Source organism: Thalassoroseus sp., from assembly GCF_984380535.1.
The window spans coordinates 148,548-173,893 of sequence record NZ_CFHRBF010000016.1 but is presented as its reverse complement, the minus strand read 5'-3'; the positions used below and the strand labels follow the sequence as shown (position 1 = coordinate 173,893).

The 25,346-nt window shown below is 54.7% G+C and carries 25 protein-coding genes; 17 read left to right on the top strand and 8 right to left on the bottom strand.

The window, feature by feature from the left end; genetic code table 11:
* Positions 1-21 precede the first annotated feature (21 nt).
* Positions 22-1,011 carry a stage II sporulation protein M gene (locus tag AC5DDB_RS21640; RefSeq protein ID WP_491741856.1) on the top strand — a complete coding sequence of 330 codons (990 nt, stop codon included), beginning with the start codon at positions 22-24 and terminating at the stop codon, positions 1,009-1,011.
* Between the two features lie 58 nt (positions 1,012-1,069).
* Here AC5DDB_RS21640 and AC5DDB_RS21635 read toward each other — a convergent pair whose 3' ends face one another.
* A complete protein-coding gene (locus AC5DDB_RS21635; RefSeq protein WP_491741855.1) occupies positions 1,070-1,600 on the bottom strand; it encodes a CinA family protein in 531 nt (176 codons plus the stop codon).
* A gap of 120 nt (positions 1,601-1,720) precedes the next feature.
* Between AC5DDB_RS21635 and AC5DDB_RS21630 the strand changes: the two genes are divergently transcribed.
* From AC5DDB_RS21630 to AC5DDB_RS21620, 3 genes are all read left to right on the top strand, one after another.
* A complete protein-coding gene (locus AC5DDB_RS21630) occupies positions 1,721-3,340 on the top strand; it encodes a DUF1553 domain-containing protein (RefSeq protein ID WP_491741854.1) in 1,620 nt (539 codons plus the stop codon).
* A gap of 110 nt (positions 3,341-3,450) precedes the next feature.
* A complete protein-coding gene (locus tag AC5DDB_RS21625; RefSeq protein ID WP_491741853.1) occupies positions 3,451-4,734 on the top strand; it encodes a DUF1501 domain-containing protein in 1,284 nt (427 codons plus the stop codon).
* A 13-nt stretch (positions 4,735-4,747) separates the two neighbouring features.
* A complete protein-coding gene (locus AC5DDB_RS21620; RefSeq protein WP_491741852.1) occupies positions 4,748-5,824 on the top strand; it encodes a WD40 repeat domain-containing protein in 1,077 nt (358 codons plus the stop codon).
* Here AC5DDB_RS21620 and AC5DDB_RS21615 read toward each other — a convergent pair.
* Entirely contained in the window at positions 5,818-6,777 is a 960-nt protein-coding gene (locus tag AC5DDB_RS21615; protein WP_491741851.1) for a GNAT family N-acetyltransferase, read from the bottom strand. The genes AC5DDB_RS21620 and AC5DDB_RS21615 overlap by 7 nt on opposite strands.
* A gap of 216 nt (positions 6,778-6,993) precedes the next feature.
* Here AC5DDB_RS21615 and hemL point away from each other — a divergent pair, with 216 nt between their 5' ends.
* Both hemL and AC5DDB_RS21605 read left to right on the top strand, forming a co-directional pair.
* On the top strand, positions 6,994-8,289 hold the full coding sequence (gene hemL / locus AC5DDB_RS21610; RefSeq protein ID WP_491741850.1) for a glutamate-1-semialdehyde 2,1-aminomutase: 1,296 nt from the start codon (positions 6,994-6,996) through the stop codon (positions 8,287-8,289).
* Between the two features lie 112 nt (positions 8,290-8,401).
* On the top strand, positions 8,402-9,073 hold the full coding sequence (locus AC5DDB_RS21605; RefSeq protein ID WP_491741849.1) for an HAD family hydrolase: 672 nt from the start codon (positions 8,402-8,404) through the stop codon (positions 9,071-9,073).
* Positions 9,074-9,086: 13 nt separating this feature from the next.
* Here AC5DDB_RS21605 and AC5DDB_RS21600 read toward each other — a convergent pair whose 3' ends face one another.
* From AC5DDB_RS21600 to AC5DDB_RS21585, 4 genes are all read right to left on the bottom strand, one after another.
* Positions 9,087-9,323 carry a hypothetical protein gene (locus AC5DDB_RS21600; protein WP_491741848.1) on the bottom strand — a complete coding sequence of 79 codons (237 nt, stop codon included), beginning with the start codon at positions 9,321-9,323 and terminating at the stop codon, positions 9,087-9,089.
* 550 nt (positions 9,324-9,873) lie between these two features.
* Positions 9,874-11,061: a diphosphate--fructose-6-phosphate 1-phosphotransferase gene (locus AC5DDB_RS21595; protein WP_491741847.1), complete on the bottom strand. Its 1,188-nt coding sequence runs from the start codon at positions 11,059-11,061 to the stop codon at positions 9,874-9,876.
* A gap of 62 nt (positions 11,062-11,123) precedes the next feature.
* Entirely contained in the window at positions 11,124-11,663 is a 540-nt protein-coding gene (locus AC5DDB_RS21590) for a hypothetical protein (protein ID WP_491741846.1), read from the bottom strand.
* 30 nt (positions 11,664-11,693) lie between these two features.
* Positions 11,694-12,449, bottom strand: a complete 756-nt coding sequence (locus AC5DDB_RS21585) for a glutamine amidotransferase (protein ID WP_491741845.1) — start codon at positions 12,447-12,449, stop codon at positions 11,694-11,696.
* Positions 12,450-12,636: 187 nt separating this feature from the next.
* On the opposite strand from AC5DDB_RS21585, the gene AC5DDB_RS21580 reads away from it, so the two are divergent.
* Genes AC5DDB_RS21580 through AC5DDB_RS21570 form a run of 3 tightly spaced genes read left to right on the top strand, consistent with a single transcriptional unit; the run spans position 12,637 to position 14,668 of the window.
* Positions 12,637-13,068 carry a GNAT family N-acetyltransferase gene (locus AC5DDB_RS21580; protein WP_491741844.1) on the top strand — a complete coding sequence of 144 codons (432 nt, stop codon included), beginning with the start codon at positions 12,637-12,639 and terminating at the stop codon, positions 13,066-13,068.
* Between the two features lie 50 nt (positions 13,069-13,118).
* Complete coding sequence (locus AC5DDB_RS21575; protein WP_491741843.1) at positions 13,119-13,703, top strand: DUF447 domain-containing protein; 585 nt, start codon at positions 13,119-13,121, stop codon at positions 13,701-13,703.
* Positions 13,700-14,668, top strand: coding sequence for a GHMP family kinase ATP-binding protein (locus AC5DDB_RS21570; RefSeq protein ID WP_491741842.1), 969 nt, complete (start codon positions 13,700-13,702; stop codon positions 14,666-14,668). The genes AC5DDB_RS21575 and AC5DDB_RS21570 overlap by 4 nt, the downstream gene beginning before the upstream one ends.
* Before the next feature lie 25 nt (positions 14,669-14,693).
* Here AC5DDB_RS21570 and AC5DDB_RS21565 read toward each other — a convergent pair whose 3' ends face one another.
* Positions 14,694-16,388 carry a DUF1559 domain-containing protein gene (locus AC5DDB_RS21565; RefSeq protein ID WP_491741841.1) on the bottom strand — a complete coding sequence of 565 codons (1,695 nt, stop codon included), beginning with the start codon at positions 16,386-16,388 and terminating at the stop codon, positions 14,694-14,696.
* A gap of 48 nt (positions 16,389-16,436) precedes the next feature.
* Positions 16,437-16,571: a hypothetical protein gene (locus tag AC5DDB_RS21560; protein ID WP_491741840.1), complete on the bottom strand. Its 135-nt coding sequence runs from the start codon at positions 16,569-16,571 to the stop codon at positions 16,437-16,439.
* 53 nt (positions 16,572-16,624) lie between these two features.
* On the opposite strand from AC5DDB_RS21560, the gene AC5DDB_RS21555 reads away from it, so the two are divergent.
* The 8 genes from AC5DDB_RS21555 to AC5DDB_RS21520 all read left to right on the top strand — a co-directional run bounded on the left by AC5DDB_RS21555 (position 16,625) and on the right by AC5DDB_RS21520 (position 25,267).
* Positions 16,625-16,957, top strand: a complete 333-nt coding sequence (locus AC5DDB_RS21555; protein WP_491741839.1) for a hypothetical protein — start codon at positions 16,625-16,627, stop codon at positions 16,955-16,957.
* A 107-nt stretch (positions 16,958-17,064) separates the two neighbouring features.
* Positions 17,065-18,135: a hypothetical protein gene (locus AC5DDB_RS21550; protein ID WP_491741838.1), complete on the top strand. Its 1,071-nt coding sequence runs from the start codon at positions 17,065-17,067 to the stop codon at positions 18,133-18,135.
* Between the two features lie 123 nt (positions 18,136-18,258).
* Positions 18,259-19,068 carry a phytanoyl-CoA dioxygenase family protein gene (locus tag AC5DDB_RS21545; protein WP_491741837.1) on the top strand — a complete coding sequence of 270 codons (810 nt, stop codon included), beginning with the start codon at positions 18,259-18,261 and terminating at the stop codon, positions 19,066-19,068.
* A gap of 113 nt (positions 19,069-19,181) precedes the next feature.
* Complete coding sequence (locus AC5DDB_RS21540) at positions 19,182-19,541, top strand: 2Fe-2S iron-sulfur cluster-binding protein (protein WP_491741836.1); 360 nt, start codon at positions 19,182-19,184, stop codon at positions 19,539-19,541.
* A 36-nt stretch (positions 19,542-19,577) separates the two neighbouring features.
* Entirely contained in the window at positions 19,578-20,549 is a 972-nt protein-coding gene (locus tag AC5DDB_RS21535; protein ID WP_491741835.1) for a nitrilase family protein, read from the top strand.
* A gap of 544 nt (positions 20,550-21,093) precedes the next feature.
* On the top strand, positions 21,094-22,338 hold the full coding sequence (locus AC5DDB_RS21530) for an outer membrane protein assembly factor BamB family protein (protein ID WP_491741834.1): 1,245 nt from the start codon (positions 21,094-21,096) through the stop codon (positions 22,336-22,338).
* Positions 22,339-22,375: 37 nt separating this feature from the next.
* Positions 22,376-22,759: a hypothetical protein gene (locus AC5DDB_RS21525; protein WP_491741833.1), complete on the top strand. Its 384-nt coding sequence runs from the start codon at positions 22,376-22,378 to the stop codon at positions 22,757-22,759.
* Positions 22,760-23,137: 378 nt separating this feature from the next.
* Entirely contained in the window at positions 23,138-25,267 is a 2,130-nt protein-coding gene (locus AC5DDB_RS21520; protein WP_491741832.1) for an ATP-binding protein, read from the top strand.
* The last annotated feature ends 79 nt before the right edge of the window (positions 25,268-25,346 follow it).

The window sequence follows — 25,346 nt, the reverse complement described above, 5'->3', positions numbered from 1 at the left end:
AATCCTTCGACGAACAAACCCATGAATAAACGCGATTTTCTCAAGCAACGCCGTCCGGTTTGGAATCGGTTTGCGAAACAACTTGGTCGATTGGAAACCGGGAAGTTTCGCAAACTGAGTGGCAACGGCGTATTGGATTTCTCGCGGATGTTTCGGGAAGTCTGTCACGATTTGGCGACAGTCCGTGCGAACGAGTGGGGCGGACAGTTAGAGACGTACCTCAACGAACTCGCCGCTCGGGGGCACAACGTCTTTTACCGCTCGCCACCGGGACGGATTCAAAGGTTTCTCGATTTCCTGGCAGTGGGTTATCCGCGGACGTTCCGTAAGAACATCGGCTACTTCTGGGCCGGGTGTCTGTTTTTCTTCGTCCCGCTGATCGTCACATGGGTTGTGGTGCAAAAAGATTCCGAATTGGCCGGTCGGATTATGCCACCGGCTCAGTTGGAAATGATGGAAACCATGTACGATTACGATCCCGACGCCCCGGATCGTCCCGTCTTCCAAGAAGACCGAGCCGGCATGGGGGGCTTCTACGTGTATAACAACGTGGGCATTGCGCTCCGGGCGTTTGCGGCGGGGATCTTCCTTGGCGTAGTCACGGTGTATGTGCTGCTGTCGAACGGGATTTACATCGGGGCGGTGGCGGGGTACCTCATCGCGGAAGGCCACGGCAAAGCGTTTATCAGTTTTGCAATTTCGCACGGTTCGTTCGAACTGACGGCTATCGCGATTGCTGGCGGAGCAGGTTTGATGCTTGGCAATGCGCTCATTCACCCCGGTCAACAAACACGCCGCCAAGCATTGCAAACTCGCGGATTGGAAGCGGTGCAAATCGCCGGCGGAGCGGCAGTAATGCTCTTTATCGCCGCGTTGCTCGAAGCGTTCTGGTCACCGGCTGGGATTCCATCGTTGCTGAAATATATCGTCGGTGGTTCTCTGTGGGGATTGGTCGCGTTGTACCTGTTGCTCGCAGGGCGGGGCAGCGAAACATCCGAAGAAATTGACTGACTTTCCGAAGACGGGTGTGCCCCGACTGTTGTCTTGCAGCGGGGCTTTGCGATTCCCGTCACGCTGATGCGGTGAAACGCGAAAGCGATTCCAGCACCAACTCGGCCGCTTTCAGCTGTCGTGTGATACGAAGTTTGTTCAGTTCGTCCTCGTCGGCATTGTCGGGCGTCTTTTCCAATTGGTGTTCGAACACCTGTGTCTCTCGTCCCCGACCCGCAACGCCAATAAAGATCAACCCGTCTTGCTCTTCCGGTGCATATGGACCAACGTGGCCGGTGACCGACGCCGAAACCGTCGCTTCCGGCGTTTTTTCCAGCACTCCCTCAGCCATTTTTCGCGCGACAATCTCACTGACGGGTCCCGGATCATCGAGAATGTCCCGCGGAATCTTTAACCACTCCGCTTTCGTTTCGATGCGGTAAACGACGGCCGACCCACACATCACATCGGACACCCCTGCCACTGCCGTCACGGCACTCGAAATCAATCCGCCCGTGCAACTTTCCGCAAACACCACTTTATGATCGTGTTCACGAAGTTGGTCCGCCAATGTTTCTGCCGCTGCGTATATCTCTAATAATGTCGCCATAGATAAACAACTCTTTATTCTTGCGTGTGACGTAAGTATAGTGGCAACGTAACCGTATCCTTAATTGGAACAAATTATCTGAGGAATGCATATTTTGGTGAAGTGAAGGGGAGGCGTTTTATGGGGCGATTCTGGTGCTGCTTGCTGATTTGTGGCCTGCCAACAGGAAATCTCTCGGCGGAGGCCCCAGCGTTATCGGTCCAGATTGATCGACTCATCGAGCCTGACGTAAAGCCCGGTACCTTGGCCCCCATTGCGGATGATCTCGAGTTCCTCCGGCGAATCACCCTCGATCTGGCTGGTCGCATCCCGACACGCGAGGAAACCGACGCGTTTCTCAACGAGGAATCACCCACGAAGCGGGCACGGCTCATCGACGATTTACTCGCCGGTGTGGACTTTCCCCGGCAGATGGCCGAACGCCTCAACATTTGGTTGATGGAACGGCGTGGCGAAAACGCGGAATGGCAAAAGTTCCTACGAACGGCGTGCGAAGAAAATCAATCTTGGGCGGAAATCGTGCGGCGGATTATCAAGCCGGACGATGCCGACGAAAACGCACGCGGGGCAGCATTCTTCATCACGCAACGTCTGGTTTCCCGGGGTGCAATGGCGGCCGTCGATGTGCCGGGACTTACCCGCGATGTCGGGCGGTTATTCGCAGGTGTCGATTGGCAATGTGCTCAGTGTCATGATCATCTCACCGTCGACGATTATCACCAGGAAGATTTCCAAGGTCTGCACACGATTTTCGAAAATGTTGCCACGCGTAATGGTGCCAAGTTTCCGGCGATCGACGAAAAACTGATGACCACGCCGCAGGAATTCATGTCAGTGTTCATTCAGGAACCTCGTACGACACCGCCGCGTGTGCCCGGTGGTGCAGAAATTGCGATTCCCGAGTTCCCCAAGGGTGAGGAATACGAAGTTGCACCGGACCGTAAAAAACGCATTGCCGGTGTGCCGAAATTCAGCCCATTGCGTGAACTTTCCGTCGGTTTGACCGCTGCCGAGAACAGGATGTTCAGCCGCAATATCGCGAATCGCTTGTGGTGGATGATGACCGGTCGCGGATTGGTTGAACCGCTCGACTTGCATCACACCGCCAACCCGGCGACGCATCCGGAATTGCTCGATCTACTGGCGACAGAATTCGCCGCCCATGATTTTGACATCCAATGGATGCTCCGACAAATCGCACGATCGAAGACCTACCAACGCACCAGTCGGCTGCCCGAGGAAACTCCATCACCGGCAGCGTACTCTGTTGCGAGCGAGAAACGACTTTCTGCCGAACAACTCTTTTGGAGCGTCTTGATTGCTACCGGCGAATCCGATCGACTTGCCGAGCCCGGTCAATCGCTGGAAGAAATTGTAAAAGCTTCGAAGGAACTGCAAAACCTGCGGAAAACCTTTGTCGACACTTTCGCCAATCCACCGACCGAAGCGGAAATCGACTTTGAACCGTCTGTCAAAGCTGCTTTGTACCTGATGAATAACGACGACGTGCAGGGACTGCTCAAACCCAAAGACGGCAACCTCATTAATCGACTCACAAAGCGTTCAGATGCGGAAATTGCCGACGAGATGTTTCTGACGATCTTGATTCGTCGTCCCACCGACGAAGAACGCCGAGACGTTCAAAGTTATCTCGCCGAGAATTCGAATCAACGAGACCAAGCCCTTCAGAATCTCGCCTGGGCGTTGTTGTCGGGGACCGAGTTCTGTCTGAATCATTGATAATTCCCATATGTGCCACGGTTCTGTGAGCCGTGTAAATCGATGTCCATTTGGAAACACGGCTTACCGAGTCGTGGCATACGAAGTGATAGAAACCGAGGAAAACTAACATGGCTCATCCTCGTTGTCAGATTGCAGATCACACGTTGTCACGACGTCGTATGCTCGGCACGCTCGCCGGGGCGGCGGGTGGCCTGGCCTGCGGCGGATTGCTGCAACCAACTTTTGCCGAGGAGTTGAAGAAGAGTGACAAGCAAATGCTGCTGATGTGGCTCGACGGTGGTATGAGTCAGCTGGAAAGTTGGGACCCGAAGCCCGGCACACAATTCGGTGGCCCGTATCGATCGATTCCGACCACGCTGCCGGGTGTGCACCTCAGCGAACTGATGCCCCGACTCGCGAAGCAAATGCACCGCTTCAGCATGGTTCGTAGCATGCGGACCGAAGACCCGAATCACTCCAGCGGAGTCGGCAAAATTCTTCGGGGACATCCTAAAAACCGCGGCGTGGAATACCCGTTCATCGGCTCCGCGTTGGCGAAACTGATGGGACCGACGGCGAGTAGTCTGCCGCCGTATGTGTGGGTCAAACCGGGCAACGGCGGGTTTATCTCGAAACACGCTGGTTTCCTCGGGGCAAAATATGGTGCGTTTGCGTTAGGCAACGGCAAGCCGCCGCAGAATTTGGTGCGTCCCGATTCGATTTCCAACGAGGATGATCACGCCCGCCAAATGCTTCGGGAGAAGTTCAACCGCCGATACGCGAAACTTCATCCCCCCAACAATAGCGAAGCCAATAGCTATGTGTTCGACGTCGCCCAAACGCTGATGAAACATGCGGACTTGTTCGACGAAGCCACGCTGGCCGACACCGACCGCGAACGTTACGGCCGAACGGATCTCGGAAAACACACGCTTTTGGGGCGGCGGCTGATCGAAGCTGGCGTGCGGTTTGTGCAAGTTCAGTCGTACGGTTGGGACACGCACGGCGACAACTTCAACGCCCATGCCAGTCGGGTGCCGAAGGTCGATCAGGCGTTGTCCGCACTCCTCGAAGATCTCGACGAACGCGGCCTGACGGAGCGGGTTTTGGTCGTCGTGATGTGCGAATTCGGTCGCACACCCCGGATCAACGGTTCGGTCGGTCGGGATCATTGGCCGAATGCTTGGTCGTTGGCGATGGCGGGGTGTGGCATCCGTCCCGGAACGGTCATCGGTGAGACGACGGCCGACGGCACGGACATCGTCGGTGAGCCGTACGACATCGGCGCTCTGTTCCACACTTGGTATCACGCTCTGGGGATCAACCCGGAAGCGACTGAGTTCATGAACGGCACCCAACCGCTGCCAATTGCCCACGACGATATGCAACCGATCCGCGAACTGTTGAGCTGAACAAGGTTTGAGCATGTTCAAGACCGAAGACACCACTCCACAAGAAGTCCTCGCGAGCCACGCGGATCGACAAATCGCGACCGCACGCTTTCATCCGACTGGCGAATTCCTCGTGACGGGCGGTTACGACGGTTCGCTGCGTCGCTGGCGAATTGAGGATGAAACGTTCACCGAAACCGCGTCGATCAGCGGGCACAACGGCTGGATCGAACGGATCGCATTTCACCCGAATTCCGCCGTGGACATCCTCGTAAGTTCCGACTCATGGGGACGGCTGATGATGTGTCATCCATCCGGCGAAACCATCGAACCCGCCTGGCGACACGAATCTGCTCACGATGGCCGGATTCATGCGTTGACATTATCTGCAGACGGCGAGCGAATCATTACTGGCGGCCAAGACGGGCATGTCCGTATCTGGGAAACGAAAACCGGCCGACTGCTGCACGAGTGGAGGGCTCACGAATCGGAAGTCATGGCGACAGCGATGCATCCGAATGGAAAATCTGTCGTCAGCGGCGATCTGTTCGGCAACGTTCTTGAGTGGAACATCGAGTCAGGCCAAAGTGTTCGCGAATTCGATCTGTCGCAGATGCACTATTACGAACGCGACCAAGACGTTGCCGGTCTGAAGCACTTACGATTCTTGGACGGTGGTGCGACACTCGTTTGTGCCGGTTCGGATCCGAAACGCACGGGCAACGTGAACGGCATTCCCAGTCTGCATTTCGTCAATTGGAAGACTGGGACAATCGACAATTCGCTCTTGCTGGGTGATACTTCGATGGGGTTTGTCTTCGACTTTGAAAAACTCGACGACGGTTCGTTCCTCATTGCAACCAGCGGAGCACCGGGCAACGGTCGTGTGCTCTGGCGACATCCGACTGAGGAGTCGTTCCGCTTCGAATTCAAGAAGCTATCGAATTGTCATGCGTTGGCATTGCATCCTGATCGGCGACGGTTTTTCGTCTCCGCTACGAACCGCAATAGTCAAGGAAATGGGGCGGTTCGGGACAAGGAAACCGGTGCGTATCTTGGCAATACGTCACCCATGCACTTGTTCGCACTGCCCGAGAACGCTGCTCAGTGACGCAACCGAAGATACACCGCAAGCCGATCGATTTCCGTAAAGCCGATGTCGTGATAAATCCGTCGTGCCACGTCATTCCGTGAATCGACCGCTAACACAACTCCGCTTTGTCGATGCTCCCGGGCGGCATCGAGCGCGTGTCGAATCATCGCTTGTCCAAACTGGTGTCCCCGCGCCTCCGGCACAACGCCGACATACACTAACTCCCAGATATCATTGTCACGCGGGTTCAGCAAACACAGTCCGATTGGCTTGTTTTCGACTATGAATAGCGACCAGAACAGCTTATCGCATTCCACGCCCTCCCGATGACCTTCCAAGGCCTCCGCACCCGTGCGAAGTCCGTTTAGCTCTGGGCAATCTTGCGTGGCTTGCCAAGTTCGCTCAAGCACATCGGCGAATAACCGGACGCTCTCCGAATTGTGATGATCATACGCGGTTCGCACCCAGTCCGGTGAGACTTCCGAAGATGACGTCGGCTTCAAAGAATGCAATAAGTAGTGCAGATCGGTCGTCCAGCGAAACCCGCCCGCTGTGAACAGTTCGCGTTCAGACGGTTCGGGTCGCGAGAGAATTTGACCGATGCGAACATTCTCGGCATCCAACCGATGACCGATTTCACGGAGCAAGGCAATCTGAATCTCCTCCGTCGACGGGTCGGAAGGCAAGACCAAACAGCTTGGGTCTGCCATCGGCTTCCAGACAAAAGCCGTCGAACCGGGGTGTCGGGAGTAGAACCCCACTCCAACCGGCCGCCCTTGCACCAAGGCCCAAATCAACCCATCCAACGGAACCTCGCCCGATGCGTTCGCCGCTAACCACTGTTCCACCAATAGCTTCCGTGTAGTCGGCAAGTTGTGATGGAAGAATAGTTGCAACGCTTCCGAACGTCGGTCCTCTGGGACCGTTTCAATCTGGATCGCCGGGAGTTGCTGGTCTGGAATGGGCGTCAAGGGGGTCCCGTCGTGATCACGAGTCGAAGTTGGTCAGCCGCAATGATCTTCTATTCCAATGTAGCGAGAGTTGGTCGAGTGTCGAGTCTGCCATGTCGGTTGCCGACGTGCGAGTTCCCGGTCTACAATCCCTCCCCGCAGTCAATTTTGCCGAACGCAACCACTTGCTGGTTCCCGACGACCGAATCATAACTACGCTGTGCACGGACCGAGTTTATGTCATCTTCACTTTCGCACGCCAAAAGCAAAGCCGAATTTCAGCGAGCCTCGCAGTCTATTCCTGGTGGCGTAAATAGTCCCGCGCGGGCCTTCGGTGCGGTCGGTGGGCAACCGGTGATCATGGCACGTGGCGAAGCACAGTATCTCTACGACATCGACGGCAACCGATATCTCGATTACATCGGTTCCTGGGGGCCACACATTTTGGGACATCGCCCGGAATTTGTGACGTCTGCGATTCAATCCGCTTTGGAAACGGGCACAAGTTTCGGGGCTCCGACGGAACTCGAAACGCAGATGGCCGAACTCGTTTGTGAACTCGTGCCAAGCGTGGAAAAAGTTCGCATGGTCAACAGTGGCACCGAAGCCACCATGAGTGCGATTCGGGTCGCACGTGGATTCACCGGGCGGGACGTGATAGTCAAATTCGCCGGCTGTTACCACGGGCATGTCGACGCACTACTCGTGCAAGCCGGAAGCGGTGCGTTGACACACGGCACGCCGTCCAGCCCTGGAGTTCCGGCCGGTTGCACCTCCGATACGTTGGTTCTGGAATACAACGACATCGAAGGGCTTACGGCGGCATTCGAGAACGAAGGTGACAAAATTGCCGGGGTGATTCTCGAACCGGTCGTCGGAAACATGGGGTGCGTGTTGCCGGAACCAGGTTTTTTGGAAACTGCTCGGGAACTATGCACCAAATACGGATCGGTGCTGATTTTCGATGAAGTGATGACGGGGTTCCGCGTCGCGCTCGGTGGTGCTCAGAAGCGATTCGGGGTCACGCCGGATATGACGACCCTCGGAAAAATTCTCGGTGGCGGTTTGCCAGTCGGTGCATATGGCGGACGTGAAGACATCATGCAAGCCGTCTCCCCAACCGGCCCGGTTTACCAAGCGGGTACGCTCTCCGGGAATCCATTGGCGATGGCATCCGGACTGGCGATGTTGCGGGAACTCAAAGCCAATCCACCGTACGAACGGTTGGAAACGCTGACTTCAAAACTGGTCGAAGGTCTTCACCAAGTGGCCGAAGACGTGGGAATTCCCCATGCACTTGCCCAATGCGGCAGCATGTTCACGCTGTTCTTTAACCCAGAGAAAGTCACTAGTTACGCGGTTTCCGCCAAGAACGACACGGATCGATTCGCCCAGTACTTCATGGGCATGCTCGACCGTGGCGTGTATTTGCCTTGTAGCCAGTTCGAAGCGAATTTCGTGTCCAACGCCCATACGGATGCGGATATCGAAACCACGATTTCTGCCGCCCGCGAAGTTCTCTCCATCCTCTGATCGATACGATCTTCCAAGTACCATCCGCTATGCGAACCGCAAACCGGTTGCATTGATCCGCATAGCGGACCCTTCCTGTTGACTGATCTTCTCCACAACGAGCAAACGTTCGATGAAAGCACTTATCTTCGATCTTGACGGAACATTGGTCGATACGGTTTATGCACACACGTTGGCCTGGCAGCGGGTGTTCGCCGCTGCCGGTTTTGCAGTGCCGGCGTACCTGATTAGCTCTCGAATCGGCATGAACGGAGAGCTGTTCGTGCGATCTGCGTTGCGGGAGATTGGCGAAACGGTCACCGAGGAACAATCCGCCGATTTGCGAAAGCGACACGGCGAAGTTTACTTGGAAATCCTTCCATCCCGTACACCATTGCCTGGGGCCGTCGAAATTCTCCGTTCACTCCGAGAACGCGACATACCGCATGCGATTGCAACTTCGGGCAAACCAACGTCGATCAAAGAATCGTTGGATGCTTTGCAATTCGAAGGGGAAACAGCAGTGGTGGATGCGTCCGATGTGACGCAAGGCAAACCGCACCCGGAAGTGTTTTTGGTGGCAGCCAAAAAAATTGGCATCGCCCCGGAAGATTGTCTTGTCGTGGGGGATGCCGTTTGGGATGTATTGGCGGCTCGACGAGCCAGCATGTGGTGTGCAGCGGTATTATCGGGTGGCAACGAACGAGCTGAACTATTGCAGTCGGGGGCCTACCGTGTTTTCCGCGATGTCGGAGAATTGCACGAAAATCTGGATCTCTTCGGATTCGCGCCCGTCGAACAGTAACGGTCCCATACGCTTACGCCACCACGAGTGCAGCCGACCGTTCCGATTCTGGCGTGGACTCCGATTGATACATCGCCCGCAATTCGTGTGTCATTTTGGTTTTGAATTCCGACAATGTCGGCCAATCCTCACGATTGGGGTGAGCCTTGACCAAACGCTCCCGCAAATCAAATAGACACTGATTGATGCGTGGGTCCGAATTCAATTCTTGAATGACTTCATTCAGTGAACGTTGTGTTTCATCGGTCATGTCGACCTCAATTCCCATCTGACCCTTTGAGAGTTCGAGAGTTTATGCGACGGCTCAGTTGAGCAAAACTACGCCGTCTAAAGAGAGTGCCAGTAGTATAGAGTGCGTATTTCTCAAAAAAGGTTCCGGACAAATTTGGTGATTCCGCTTCTTTCTACGAACAACCTAGTTCACCGGTTCAGTAGATTGGGCAAAGAAATCCATTTTTTCGGCGATTAGTTTGTCCCTATTTAAATACCCTTCGCAACGGCCGATTAGCCGGACTTTTCTTGGCGATTCCAAGAAATGGCTGGAATTTCATCGCATCGCGCATAGAGAGTATTCCCTGCGAAGACAGGGGCAGATACCCGGCATCCGAGCCTGAAGAATGGCATCTTTCAAGCGGAGCATGATATGGAAGTGCCTGCAAACGCTGAGGTTAGCGCACTTCCCATAGAGCGGCATTCGGTCTGACTGTATTCCAGCCTTCCGTGTTCGCCTTAAACGCGAAAACGCTTTGGTTTTGCGATTTCCGCCAGACCGAATCCGCTGTGAGCCAATGCAGATTGCTTTAACTGAATCGAGCGTAAGCAGGGATGTCGCCGACTAGCGGGCGAATATAGTCCATGAACGCGGCGGTAACGTCCATGCCATCCTCGGCGATGAACTCCTCCGGCATGGGGCGTTCATGATTGGCTACCTCTGACAACGGTGCGGAACCGAACGCGGTTTCGTACGGATCGTTTGAACGACGGTCGATGGTGACCATCTCCCCGCTTTGACCGGCAACGGCTCGGCGAACCGCCTCCTGACCGCATCCGTAAGCCTCTTCGTAATCAAGACTTACTCCACGATCCGCGGCACACATTTGCAGCGATTCGGTCACTTGGAACTCACCACGCCAACCGAATTCGTCGGACAAAATACGATGAAGCATCATGGCTGCACTTGTGCCGCCCATCGCTCCGAACTCGACGTTATCGAATTTGTCGCGTGTCGTTGATGCACTTACCGGGTTGCCATCGGCATCGGTAATGCCCTCGCCGCACACAATCGACACAAACCCGTACTCACTCTGGGCTTGCTTCACTTTCGCGAGAAATGCTTCGCGATCGAAGGGACGTTCCGGCAGCAGAATAACATGTGGCGCATCGCCAGATTGATGGCGAGCCATTGCGGCCGCCGCTGGTAACCAACCTGCGGAACGCCCAACGGTTTGGAAGATGTTGAACTGATCGACTTTCTGCATATCCCGAGCCAGAACCCCGGCTTGGAGCACGCTTAATGCGACATAACGGGCGGCACTTGCAAACCCAGGCGTGTGATCGGTGCCGAACAGGTCGTTATCGACAGTTTTCGGCACACCCACGCCACGCAATTCGTAACCCTGGGTAGCGGCGTACTCGGTCACACGGTGGATGGTGTCCATCGTGTCGTTCCCGCCGATCATAAAGAAATACCGAATGTTACGTTTTTTCAAAGCCGCAAGAATCGGCTCGAAATGGTCTTCTTGAAGCTTCAGACGAGTCGAACCCAACGCGCTACTGGGTGCTTGTCGGATTGCATCAAGCAACTCGCGGGGTTGTTCGGAAAGCGCGATGAGATGGTCGTTCAACACGCCTTCAATGCCGAATCGCATTCCGTAAATCGTTTCGATTGCGTCGGCTTCGATACAGGCATCGACCACCCCGATCAATGACGAATTGATCACTGCCGTCGGTCCGCCAGATTGTCCCACAATCGCATTTCCACTTGTCATCAGTTTGCTCATTCTTGTCGTCTAAAATCGTGATTCAATTGTCAGCTGGCTTTTTGCGCGAGTTACGCCAGCCAAAACTCGCAGTCAGGGTTGAGGGATACGCCAATTTGAAACTCTAAGTCGTCGTTGACGTCTAGAAACCCATCATCGGCGAGGTAGTAAGCCCCTTGAACATAACATTCTTTAACAGTTTCGAGAAACGACTCCAGATTCGGTGAGACGAGTGAAGTGCCTTGCGAATGATCGAGCCAATAAATTCCGGAGTTATCATCTGCGGTTAGGAAATAATCACTCGAATAATTCGTTAGAAACGGCGTTCGCCCCAGTACATTGAAAAGTTCGTCAACTCCATAGAAGCTCTGCAACGATTCACGGACCGAGGGGATCTCTGTTGCCAGCATGAGTCGATCTCCAGGCAAAAAATCCATGAAGGATTGCTCGGTGATATCGTGTGGTGTGCCCACTGCATACTGATAAATCGCCATCAAATTGGTCGGTAGACCGACAGGCTGGTAGCCGCCAACTTCTGTGAATCCAATGCTTTCTGCGTAACCGGGCCGCGATTTGTCGGCAATTTGGATGATTGATTTCAACGTGAACATTGCTCAAAACCGTTTGGGGGCGTAGCCCCGTCACTCGGCTCTCTTTCTCCGCAGATATGACAGCAACTGCTTCCAAAATTGGGCGTACAGATCACCGACTTCGATGGGTTCTGCACCGGGGGCTTTGCCTTCGACGCGACCCTCGCCCCAATCGACCCAGCCGCCGACCCAATGTGGTGCAACATCCGTCGCCAGAGCGGCCGTGTGCCCTTTGTCGTAAGTCCCGACCACTAACAGTGGAAGGGTTTCAGCCACGTCGAGATGAATCGCTCCCGCCTGGTCGATCGTCAACTTGAGTCGATCCGCTGACAGGAGTTCCGTTGCGTCGGGTTTTGTTTCGAACCGATTCAGACCGCCGATACATGGAGGTCGGTCTCGCCAGGGAAGTCCGTCGATGGCGGGATGATGGTGTACAGACCGCACGACGGCAGACTGATCGCAATTGATCCGGTCGTCGTCAGACCGCATAACCACCGGCAACGCCTCTGCGATTCGTGTTCGGTCCCAATTCCCACCAAGCCCGTGAAACGATTCCCAACCGCCGATCATCAGCAATCCGGTGTCTGCGCGAACTGAACTCAGTAACGTCGCTTGGGCGTCGTCACTCATCTGGTCGGCAGGGTAATCGGAAAGAATGACCAGATCGCGGCCAGTCAACTGGTCTGGTTTGACGCATTCCGTGCTGGGAATATAGTCGAATTCCCAGCCCCACGACGACATCATGCCCACCAAATACGAGGCGGCCGTATCCAGACTTGTGTCGCCACAATAGAGAATCGAAGTCATTGATTGTTGATCGTGTCGTAATCCAAGGGAAGGAAACTGGCAGCCATTGTTGTCCAATCCATCGGCAAACACAATTCACTGGACAGAGTCCGACGGGAGATCGTTTTCGAAGATAGTCGAGGCGGACGCGAATCGTTACACTCGGTGGTTTGAAAGCGTGTAATTCAGACTTCACCCCAACGGTGCGATGACCAACTCCGAATCTGCAATTTGCGTTGTTCGCCCCGCTCACACTCAAGACGTGGCGGAATTGGCGAGCTTCATTGAACCTTTCGTCGAGTTGGGCCAACTGTTGCCGCGAACTCCAGATGAATTGGATGGCTTAGTCCATCATGGTTTTGTCGCGGTAATTGGCGACCGTATCGTGGGCTTCGCCGCGTTGGAAGTGTATTCGAAGAAGTTGGCCGAGGTGCGAAGTTTGGCGGTCGATCCGAATGTGCGTGGCCTGGGCGTGGGTAAACGGCTTGTCCAAGCGTGTGTGGATCGTGCCAAAGAAATGCATGTGCTTGAAGTGATGGCCGTCACCGCGACCGAGGAGTTTTTCCGCGCGTGCGGGTTTGATTTCACCTTGCCCGGCCAAAAGAAAGCGATGTTCATCCAAACACGAGACGAAGTATAATCGGACGACAAGCCGCAAAAGACAGCCGGTAGAGAAAGTAATCCGCGAGCATGATTCTTGAAGGCATTGTGACGACCTATAACGTGGATCGAACGGTGAACGTCGCCCCGATGGGACCGATCGTCACCCCCGAAATGCATACGCTCCGGCTGCGTCCGTTTCAAACGTCGACCACGTACCAGAACCTTAAACGTCACGGGCAAGGCGTGTTTCATGTGACGGATGATGTGTTGCTCATTACGCGGGCGGCTTTGGGATTGTTAGAGCAAACGCCACCGACGTTTTCTGCTAAGAATATTGACGGTGAAGTGATCTCGGATGCATGCCGTTGGTATGAGTTTCGCGTCAGTTCGCTCGACGATTCTCAAGACCGCACCGAGATTGATGTGGACGTGATTCACACCGGACGGATTCGGGATTTCTTCGGATTCAATCGGGCGAAACATGCAGTGATTGAGGCGGCGATTTTGGCGACTCGCATTCACTTATTGAACGCCGACGAGCTCACGCAGCAAATTGACGCACTGCGTTCGCCAGTGGAAAAAACCGCCGGACCTGTCGAGCAAGAAGCGTTCACACTCGTCGAGAATTTCGTGGCCGAACAGTTGGCGGCAGCGTGTGGTGAATCGACATGACGACGATTCGCGTGGAAACCGGTTGCCGACTTCACTTTGGTTTGCTTTCTCAGGCCGGTAAGAACCATGGACGGTTTGCAGGTGTGGGGATGATGCTGGACACACCCGGCGTGCGTCTCGTGGCGAAGACCTCACCGAACGATCATGTGGTCGCGGATCAGTTCAACACGACGGCCCGAGACCGAGTTCGCCAGTTCGTTGCGCGGTTCCGAGACGCGTGCCCACTTGACCTACCCAAATGTGAAATCTTGGTGGAATCGGCGATTCCTTCGCATGCGGGGTTGGGCTCGGGCACACAACTCGGGTTGGCCACCGCGACGGCCTTACTACGGATCGGAAAACCAACGAATGAAACCGAACCGTGGGAACTCGCGGACTGGGTCGGACGCGGGCGTCGATCGGGCATTGGCATCGCGGGGAGTCTCGGTGGTGGCTTGCTGATCGATCACGGCGAACGTGGAGACACTGCAGACCGAGTGCAGCGAATTCCCGTGCCCGATGCATGGCGGGTGGTGCTCGTGACGCCGCTCGACGAGACTGGTCTTTCCGGGGCCGATGAACTCCAAGCCTTCGCGGAAATGCCGGACTCTTCTCAAACCCAGGTCGACCACTTATGGCAGTTGGCCACCGAAGTGATCGCCCCGAGTTTGCAGCGGGGAGATTTTGCGGCATTCAGTGAAGCGATTTATCAGTACGGTTTCGGTGTCGGACAGACGTTTGCCGCCGTTCAGGGCGGACCGTTCGCGAACCCGACGACGTCAGCCATTGTGGAATTTCTCCGAGCCAACGGTGTGCGAGGTGTCGGGCAAACGTCGTGGGGACCGACGGTGTTCGCATTGGCGACCGATCGGAACACCGCTGGCGATATCACCAAAAAACTGCATGCACAAACGAAATTCGGTCGACTTGCGGTTCACATCACCCGCCCCCGCAACACGGGCTTGATGGTCATTCATTCCGATTGATGTGTCCGCATCACAGATTCACGTGTCAGGGGAGTGGTTGCATGGCACGTCCATCGTTGCGTTCAATGCGGAGACGAATTTGCTCCTCGTTCGCAGCGACTGCATTGGAAATAAACCGAACCGCTCCATCACAAAAACACGCGTGGTAACCATCGTCGTACCAACCGCCGAATTTCGGGAGTCCTTTGGCTTCTGGGTCGTAAGCAATGTCGTCCGGTTTGGTCCAGGGGACTTTCTTTTTCGCTTCGACGAGCATGATGGTATTTGAGCTGCCGTCGATGATGTCACGCAGTCGCACACCGTCCCCGTCCTTCGGCCCCCACGCGGTTTTCTCACCGACGATGGCAAAATAGCTGGTGTTCGTTGAGTCCGGTTCGTCTTCCGGATGTCGAAATACAGGCGGCATTTGATCGAGCAGTTTTTTGTTGTGCTCGCTGTCCCAAGGTTCGTCGAAATGGTACTGCTTGTGGAGTTCGTTCGCATCGAGGAAAGGCAAAATCGCCACTCGCCAACTGACCGGTGTTTTTCCGTCGGGGCCGATGATCACCGGCGGCGGAAATTGCTTATGGGTATCGTGATAGTTGTGCATGGCAATCGCGAGTTGCTTGAGACTGCTCTTGCATTGTAGTCGGCGTTGCCGATTCCTCGCCTCAATCAAGCTCGGCGCAAGAGCGGCGAGCGTTTCATTGATCTTCTTCATTGGCACACTTGCGGTGATTCGAATGGTATGATCATCACGTGTGATTTCGGTCGTCCTCACCAACTCGTCCGAAATCTGCAGGATGGCCGTAAAGGCTTTCGATTCGGCGTTATCGAGTTGTTGATCTTGTTCGGTCATAAATCCGAATGCATTTCGTTTCAGCACACGCATGGCATGAAGCGTTTCTTCGACTTCTTCAACGGAACCGTTCTCTTCGACACTTGCGATCGCGTCCAACTCCAGGGCATCGCTGGCAGTAAAATTCCAGACGATTGTGTCCAAATCCTGCCAGAGCGGGGCGATCATGCCCACAAGTGGTAGAATCATTCCAAGGTCGAGCGAGACGGAAAACGGGCGGCCTCTGCCAGGCCCAACGGACCGCAACATATTCACGCCCATTTCGATGAGTTCCTCGGCCCGAGCGGCGTTCTCGTAGGCAAATGCGGATGCATCGGGTTTGACGTGTGCTCGCCAAGTGGGGGAGAATTTTAGGTCGACGGCATCGATGACCGCTTCCATCCCACCATCGCCTTGCGTAATGACGTATGTGTTCGCATCCGGGAACCATACCGAGAGCGCTTGAAATTGAGCATCGGTGTCCTTGCGGTATTTCTGACCGCCGTACAGGACTAGACGACTATGCGGCATCACCGTCTGAATGATGCTTTCCGAGTCGATTGGCTCCTTCGTTTGCAAGACGATCGCGGATTGATACCGACCCTGCGTCGGGTCGATGAGCGAAAACGTCATCATGAGTCGTTCGACATCCTCGATCGGGACGCCATGAAGCGGACGGAGCAGACCGGCGTGTTCCGCGAGTGGCTTCATGCCTTGCAACGGTTCCGCTGCGATGAGTTGAGCGGGACGAATTCCAATGGCGAACAACGCGTGTTTCGGAACATACCGTACGGGAAATGCCGACTTCGATTCCTGTGCAAGCACGCCAGAGGCTAACAGCTTCAAGGCGAGACAACCGAGAACGCTCACCGTGATAGTTTGCCGCAACGTGTTTCGACCCATAGGAAGCCTCCTGAAACTAAGACGCGATTGCTGGTCTTTTGTTTCAGTCTACTCCGGTTCGGTCGACTTGCCAATTCGTTGGCAGTCGGCATGGAAATCGCGTTGTTGGTCATTGGGCGGCAAAACCGTTTGTGTTTGTTGCTCAAATGCCTCACGAACTGGTGCGATGTCGAATAACCGCATCACACAGGTTTCGAAAAGGCGACACGATTATCAACTGGTATAGTGTGATTCTCATGACAACTCTCGAATTCGCAAAACGAATCCAACTCAGTCGGCTATTGCTTGGTGTCGCCGTGCTGGGCGTCGTGCATGTCATTGAAGATGTCGCAGCCGCAGGTGATTGGATGTATCGGCGGTCGTACTACAGCCATGAGATCCCTGAGGAAGTCGCCGAACACCTTCCGCCACCACCGCCACGACGCACAGCTTATCGACAAGCAATGACCGGGTACGGCCCCGGATTCGCGGTGCGAGGGGCTTACCGTTGGAACCGGATTACGCTCGGTCGTGGTCGCAACACCGATACCACGATCCTCCGCGAAAACTTCTTTGAGTTCCGCCCGTGAGTCGAATCTGATCTTGCCGAGTTTGGCGAAGATCTGTTATTCCCCCCGCCTCTCTTCACTCACTTTTGATCATCTTCAGCTTGTCGTTGGCATGGGAGGCCGATTCCGTGTTACGAACCCTTGCGCTTATATTCGGCGTGGGATGGGCAGGGTTCGCTGCCGTCTCCGCCGCTGAGACAGACGAGATTCCTCCGGCTCCTCTGGTGCCGCCTAGTCCAACGACCGAAGACACAACTGTCACTGAAGACGTACCTGTCGAAGCGATGGGAACGGCGACGATTCAACTCGCACCGCCAGACGAAGTGTTCGCCACGACCGTAGTCGATGACAAAACAAATACCGAAAGTTGTACGTCAATCCAGGTTGGGACGGACAACGATTCCGATCTCTGGCCGAAAGTGGCGGACTTTTCGGCGTCACGATGGTACCCGGATGGCGGCGGACTCACGTGGTTGCCGGGACATCGGGATCGATTCGGCATGTTCACGCTGCGTTCGGAATCAGCCACTCAAATTAGCGAGTGGGATAATCTGTCGTTCCTCAGTGGAATGGCATTTCACTTTCTGAACGGGCCGGTGAGCACCGATTTGCCCGGAAAGCTATTCGATTTCGACTGGGGGTTGCATTGGAATGGGGAAGTCACGGATGGCTGGTGGGCCAATCTCCGCGTGACCGCCGGTGTTTATTCCGACTTCGAGGACAGCGCCCGTGACGGTTGGCGGTTTCCATCGGAAGCGATTGTATTCACCGACTGGTCGAACGATGTGCAGGCCGTGTTTGGCGTGGAATACTTCGATCGTCGCAATCTCACGCTGTTGCCGGTCGGTGGCGTGATTTTGCGACCGGATGACGGACTTCGACTGGAACTATTGTTCCCCGAGCCCCGAGTTGCCTGGCGAATCGCCGAGGATGATGACGATGGCGAACGGTGGTTATCGTTGTCTGGTCAGATTGGTGGTGGCGAATGGGCCATCGAACGCTCTGACACGGATTTGGCCGATGTGGTCACCTACAACGATTACAGCCTAGTCTTCGGGTTTCATTCGTTCACACCTGGGAAAATCGATAGCCTGTTCGAAATCGGTTATGTGTTCGCCCGTGATTTGGAGTACCGCTCCGGCGTGGGCGACTTCGAACCGGACGATTCTGTGTTCTTCCGGTTGTCGGCTCGTCATTGATCGCGACAGGTTCAGGAATTCCTTGATTCGACCCTGCCCAAACTCTAGGGACCGTCGTAGAATGGAAACCAACTTGCCGGCGGAGTCCGGCGAATGATCTTCCGTTCCCGAGGTTGCCAATCCATGAATGAACCGTTGACTGCCGCCGAGTCTACTGCGATGGAGTTCTCAGCCGACGAAGCGAACTTTTTTGAGCAAAACGGCTTCATCATTTCCCGCGGATTGTGCGAAGAAAGTTTGCGGGCGGAGTTGATGCAACTGACGCTCGACGGACTGGAGCGGGAACTGCAGCCGATCGAGTATGAAGCCGACGTGCATTACCCAGGTTCGCCGGAATCCCGAACGGCCACCGGCGGACGTACCGCGCGACGCCTCAAACAAGCCCACAGCCGAGGAATTGCGTTCACGGAATGGGCGATGCATCCGAAAGTTGTCGGTCGCCTGCGTCAATTGCTCGGGCCGGAGTTGGTCATGCCATTGGCTCATCACAATTGCGTGATGACCAAACAACCGCAGTTCAGCAGCGACACCGGTTGGCATCAAGACATCCGTTATTGGTCATTCGCCGAGCGAGAATTGGTCAGCGTGTGGTTGGCCCTTGGTACTGAGAATGCTCAGAACGGTTGTCTGCAAGTCATTCCTGGTACGCATCGGATGTTGTTCGATCGGGAACGCTTCGACGACGACCTCTTCTTTCGCACCGATCTGCCCGAGAATCAACAATTGATCCAGCAGAAAGTCATGGTGGAGTTGAATCCGGGTGACGTGCTGTTCTTCCATTGCCGCACGTTCCATGCAGCGTCGCGGAATCACACGACGCAGACCAAATACTCTCTGGTCAACACTTACCGGCCGGAGATGAACCGCCCCCGTCCCGGCACACGATCCGGCACTTGGCCGGAGTTGGTGATCCCGCCGATGGAATCTCCGTAGTTGCTCCTACGATTGGGTTTGGCTCTCTACTGGAATTCCGTCCCGCTCGTCGATATATTCGGGTCCCATCGAACCCCGTCCCTTTGCGATCGAAGTTTGCGGAAACGGTTATCATGCCCACGGTCAATTTCGTTAACGAGAAGAAAAAGATCGAAGTCCCCCAAGGCGCGAATTTGCGGAAAGAGGCCCTGAAGGCCGGCATTCCGATTCATCCGCCGTTCAACCGTGTGCTGAATTGCAAGGGCTTAGGATCGTGCGGGACATGCCGGGTGCTGGTTCGCAAAGGCGTGGAAAACGTCAGCAAACAGGGACTCCGCGAGAAGCTGCGTTTCCTAGCTGGGCCGCTGTTGTTCTTTGCTCGATTGGGGAAAGAAGACCAACTGCGACTCGCCTGTCAGACAAAGGTCAACGGCGATTGCGAAATCGAAACGCAACCCGATAACAACTGGCACGGCGAAAAATTCTGGGCGTAGTCGTTACCGAGTCAATCCGCGAATCGGAGGGAACCCGTGCGAGACATCCGCATTGCGGCCGCTCAATTCGAGCACAAGAACGCCGATCCGTCGTTCAATCTGTCTCGCATCGACGCACTCACCAAGCAAGCCGTTGCGGCCGGTGCGGAAGTCGTCAGCTTCCATGAATGCTGTCTTTCCGCGTACTCCTTCGTGCAGGCGTTTTCGAAAGCCGAATTACTCGACGTCGCGGAACCCGTGCCTGACGGACCCAGCGTGCAAGCGTTGATGGAACTTTCTCGTGAGCATGGTGTGCCCTTGCTCGCCGGTTTGTTCGAACGCCGACGCGAAGCCGACGGCGAGGACAACGTTTACAACACCTACGTCTGCGTCGATGGGAACCGACTCGTTGCCAAGTTCAGCAAACTGCACGCGTTCGTGAATCCGCATCTCTCATCGGGATCGGAATACGTCGTATTCGATTTGCTGCGGTGTCGGTGCAGCATTCTAATTTGCTACGACAACAACTTGGTCGAGAACGTGCGAAGCGTCACACTCAAGGGGGCTGAAGTGGTTTTTATGCCGCACGTGACGGGTTGTCTGCCGTCCGTGATGCCCGGCCGCGGCGTGGTCGATCCGGAATTGTGGGCCAACCGAGATCGTGATCCGGTGCGATTGCGACAAGAATTCCAAGGTCCTAAGGGACGCGGTTGGCTAATGCGTTGGCTGCCCGCCCGGGCCTACGACAACGGCATCTACGCGGTCTTCACGAATCCAATTGGCCTTGATGATGGCGAAGTCCGCAACGGCAACGCGATGGTGCTGGACCCATTCGGCGAAGTCATCGCAGAGTGCGACAAACTCGGTGACGACGTGACCGTCGCCCTCTGCACGCCCGAAAAAATCGACCAATCCAGCGGCCGCCGCTACATCCGCGCCCGCCGCGTGGACCTCTACGACGAACTCGTCAAACCCTCCAACGAACCCCCCGTGACACAACCGGGTTGGACACTGCGAACGACACGCTGAATTTGTCTAAATCGCAGGGACTTGTCGACTGTGTCGACAGGTGACCGGGTTAGTCACTGTTGCATTCAACCCAAGAATGGTCTTCGTACGCAAAGCGAAAGAACTCGATCAGCCGGATTGCGGACGCCGACAGCGACGGAGGCAAAGCATTCGAGCTTCTCGCATGCTCAAGTTCGTTTGCAAGGCGGCCACAACGGTCCGGGGGTATCCGTGGACCGTCGTAGAATTCCTCCCATAGTCGGCTCAACTCGGGGTAGTGACCATCACGATACGTCGAATCCAGAATCACTTCCTCATCCCGGTCGATACAATCTTCCCGATGATTAGCAGTCATGTGGAATGCCATTGATGTGGACTTAAGCAAGGTAGGGAAATCGTCAATCGACAAGCATCCAATGCCTATACGATTTTGTCGAATCCCGCACTAAGGACCGAATTCACCGAAACTCCATCCAGCATACTCGGTTTGATACGTACGGATTAATTCGTCCGCAAAATTTTCAGATTCCGTAGAATCAGAATCAACGACCGAGAGGGAATGCCGATGCGTCTGTTCGTCATGTTGTCCGTCGTGTTCTTGGGAATTCACTCGGCCTCCGCTGAGAATTGGCCGCGGTTTCTGGGGGCGGATGGTCGGGCAACGAGTGCAGACAGCAAGCTTCCCACCACGTGGAGTGAATCCGAGAACCTCAAGTGGAAGGCGGAAATCGGGGCCGGTTCGTCGAGCCCGATTGTATGGGACGACACCGTTTTCGTAACCAGCTACACAGGGACCGGTGAGGACGTCAAGCGAATCTTGCACTGCTTCGATCGTGCCGATGGCTCCGAAAAATGGACCTTCGAAGTCGCGAATTCCGGACCGGAAGACCCGTATCGCGGGTTCATCAACGAGCACGGTTACGCCAGCAACACACCTGTGACCGATGGAAAACTCGTCTACGTATTCTTCGGCAAAATGGGCGTTTACGCGGTCGATTTCGAAGGCAATCAGAAGTGGGAAGCCCAAGTCGGTAAGGAGTCTAGCAGTCGTGAATGGGGTTCCGCCGCTAGTCCGATCCTCTATGAGAACATGCTGATCGTGAGCGCTGCAGATGAAGCCCGGGCCGTCTACGCATATGACAAAACGACTGGCAAAGAGATCTGGAAAACCCCGGCCGAAGGTCTGGAAATGGCCTACAATACGCCGATCGTGGACGAAAAGCATGACACCATGATTCTCGCTGTCCCCGGCGAACTTTGGGGCTTCAATCCAGAATCCGGCAAACTCCGCTGGTTCGCCGAGACGAACGTTGGCGGCAATGTCTCCCCAAGTCCGATTCTTGACGGCGATACTGTCTATCTTTTCGGTGGCATTCGTTCATCTGGAAGTCACGCGTTTCCGACCGGTGGCACAGGTGACATCACCGAAAAAGAAATTTGGAACTCCCGAACGAGTTCCTATGTCGCGACGCCTCTGTTGCACGACGGGCACCTCTACTGGTTCGACGATCGCGGCATTGCCTACTGTCAACGCGCATCTGATGGCGAATTAGCCTATCGCGAACGAGTACCCGGACTCGCCAGCGGCGGTCGCCCGGTGTATGCCTCACCCGTGCGAGCCGGCGATAAAATCTATATCCCCAGTCGACACGACGGCACCTTCGTCATCCCCGCAAAACCCGAATTCGAAGTTCTCGCTCAGAACAAATTCGAAAACGACGACACCGACGCCAGCGGCACTCCCGCCATTAGCAATAATGAATTGTTCCTCCGGACTGGGAAGTATCTGTACTGTATTGCGAACGAATAACGGCTTCACTTACCGGAGAATGGAAACAATGCGCTCGATGACAAGTCTGTTTTTCGGTTTGATTCTTGGCTGGAATATCGGATGTGATTCTGGTCAATCCGGGCAGGGCCAACCGGCGAATGTCGGGCAACCCGCCTCCACCGGACAACCACCCAAGAGCGGCGATTACATCCACGCTGAGGATGCCACCGGCGTTTGGAACCAATCGCAAGTCGAGCAAGTCACCCGCGAGGAAGGCAAGTTCACAACGCTTAACCTCCAAAACGCCGGCGGTGGAAACTATACCGGGACCGGCACGCGAGAAGACGGTCGGGAATACAATCTCGACATCAAACAAAAACCCGGTGGCATCCGCATCATCTGGACCAACGGCCAAGGCAGCGAAGGTGAGTATGTCTTTGGCACGATGACAGACGAATAGGAGTTGATCCGTCCGATTCGGCTGGTGGCAATGACGGACGTTGACTGCTAGAGATCGTCAGTCACAGCGTGACCTGCAAGACGCTCCGGGTTATTGGTCCGTCCGACCCCGATTACTCGAGTAACAATGACGGTCGATAGAATCGGAATGATCGTTAGGATCTTCCGATTTTCTCCTCTGCGAATGAATTCTTCGCACCCAACCCAATCGGTTGGGCAGATTACGCCTCATTTCTCTTAGTCCGTTTGTTCTTAGAAGAAACGGGACTTCAAAAGTGTGCTGGAATGTTCAATTTGAGTCGCATAATCGTTCTATACTAGAATGACTCTGCTACTGATTAGTCATTGAGTGATGAGAGACTCGTCGACGGTATATTCGATGACATTCCACATACTTCAACGAAAAATCCGTCGGATTAGTCCTGCTTTGGCTGGTTTGATCATCGCGTTGCTAGTGTATCTGGCGGTATTGGACGTCGACCGTTCAAAAAACTCCCAGTATCTAAAGGATGTTCAAAATAGCACGCTAGAGCAACTCTCGACGTTGCGAGCCCGCACAGAAATCGCAATCAACACGCGAGTCCATTTGATGCGGGGACTACGGGCACACGTTTCCACCCATCCGGATATTGATTCCGAAGAATTTGCAAACCTAGCTTCAGCGATGATGAAGGAATGCGAAGGAGTTCGCAGCTTCTCGCTTCTCAAAAATAATATCATCAATGATGTCTTCCCTCGAGAGGGCAACGAGGGTGCCATTGGGTTGGACTTGCTAAAGCATCCCACACAGAGCGTAGCAGCCCGGCACGCTATGCGGACCGGGCAACCGTGGCTAGATGGGCCTGTCAAACTCGTGCAGGGTGGCAATGCATTTATCAATCGAGCCCCTGTGTTTATACTTGAAAATCTTGATCATCCCCAGGCCGGGAAGTATTGGGGAATGGTTTCAATCCTATTCAATGCGGAAGATCTTTTCTCGGAGCTGATTCGGGATCAACCCCGTGGTCTACGTTTCGCGATTCAAGACCGGGACGACTTGACCAATAGCAGTCGATACATTTTTGGGACCGCTTCCATTGAAGAATTGGCTCCCCTGGACTTAGAGATTTCGCTTCCAAAGGGAGCTTGGCATCTGTTAGGCGTCCCCGAGGAAGGTTGGCCAAACCAAGCCCCTTCTTCCAATACATTGCGTTTGATAGGAGGGACGATTTCCTTCTTGGCGGGATTTCTGGTGAGCCTGCTCCTGCGATCGAATCAGAAACTTCTGCAAGCCCGTCAATCTGCCGACGCTGCTTCCGTCGCCAAAAGCGCGTTCCTTGCCAATATGAGCCACGAAATCCGCACGCCGATGACGGCTATTCTCGGATATGTCGATGTCTTACAGAACGATCCAGAGATTGCTGAGTCCCCCCAAGAACGATTAAAAGCCCTAACTACCATCCAACGAAACGGCGAACATCTAGCAACCGTTATCAATGACATTCTCGACTTGTCGAAAATCGAATCCGGCAAGATGACAGTAGAACAGGTCCAATGTTCCCCGACTCAACTCCTTGAAGAAGTCGGGACTCTGATGCGTGTCCGTGCGCAGTCTAAGAACCTGGCTTTTCATGTCGAGTCAAACGGTTTAGTACCTGAATCGATCATTTCGGATCCGACCCGAATCCGACAGGTCTTGGTCAATCTCATCGGGAATTCCATCAAGTTCACAAATGCTGGTCAAGTCGCTGTGCAGATGCGATTTGTTCGGCAACCTACACCAAGGATCGAATTCGATGTGCGGGACACAGGCATTGGAATGACTCCGGAAGAGCAGAAATTGCTCTTCCAGCCCTTTAGTCAAGCGAACGAGACAACGACGCGTCAGTTCGGCGGGACCGGGCTAGGGTTATCGGTTTGCAAACGACTTTCAGAGATGCTGGGCGGAGGTATTATCGTGCTCAGGTCAGAACCACACGTGGGCACAACATTTCGGTTTTGGATTGAACTAGAGTCTTTCCAGAATGTTTCTAACCTCCACGTTTTCAATAGTCCCGCTGCGGCTACTAGTCCGGAGGCAACACACTGTCCTTCTCCTGCTCCCGTCATGCTGAAACCCGGCAGTCGGATACTGCTTGCGGAAGATGGACTCGACAACCAGCGTCTGATCTCCTTCATCCTGAGAAAAGCTGGGGCCGAGGTAACGGTGGTCGAGAATGGAAGTCTTGCTGTCGAAGTCGCAGACCAAGCCTTACAAACCGGAGCCCCATTCCAATTGATTCTCATGGATATGCAAATGCCGGTCATGGATGGGTATGCAGCGACTGCTTGTCTGCGATCTAAGGGTTATGATCGCCCAATCGTGGCCCTAACTGCGCATTCGATGAAAAGCGACCGCCAGAAATGTCTTGAAGCGGGATGTGATGAATTTCTTTCGAAACCGATTGAACGGTCATTACTAATACAAATCGCAGCTCAGCATATTGAGCGGACAAGCGACGAACGCCAAAACTGCTCCGCATCCCTATAGCGATAATGATGAATCAATTGACCGAACTCGGAGACGAAGCTCGCAGGAGCAAACGTAGGTCAGGCTGTGCCTGACGACT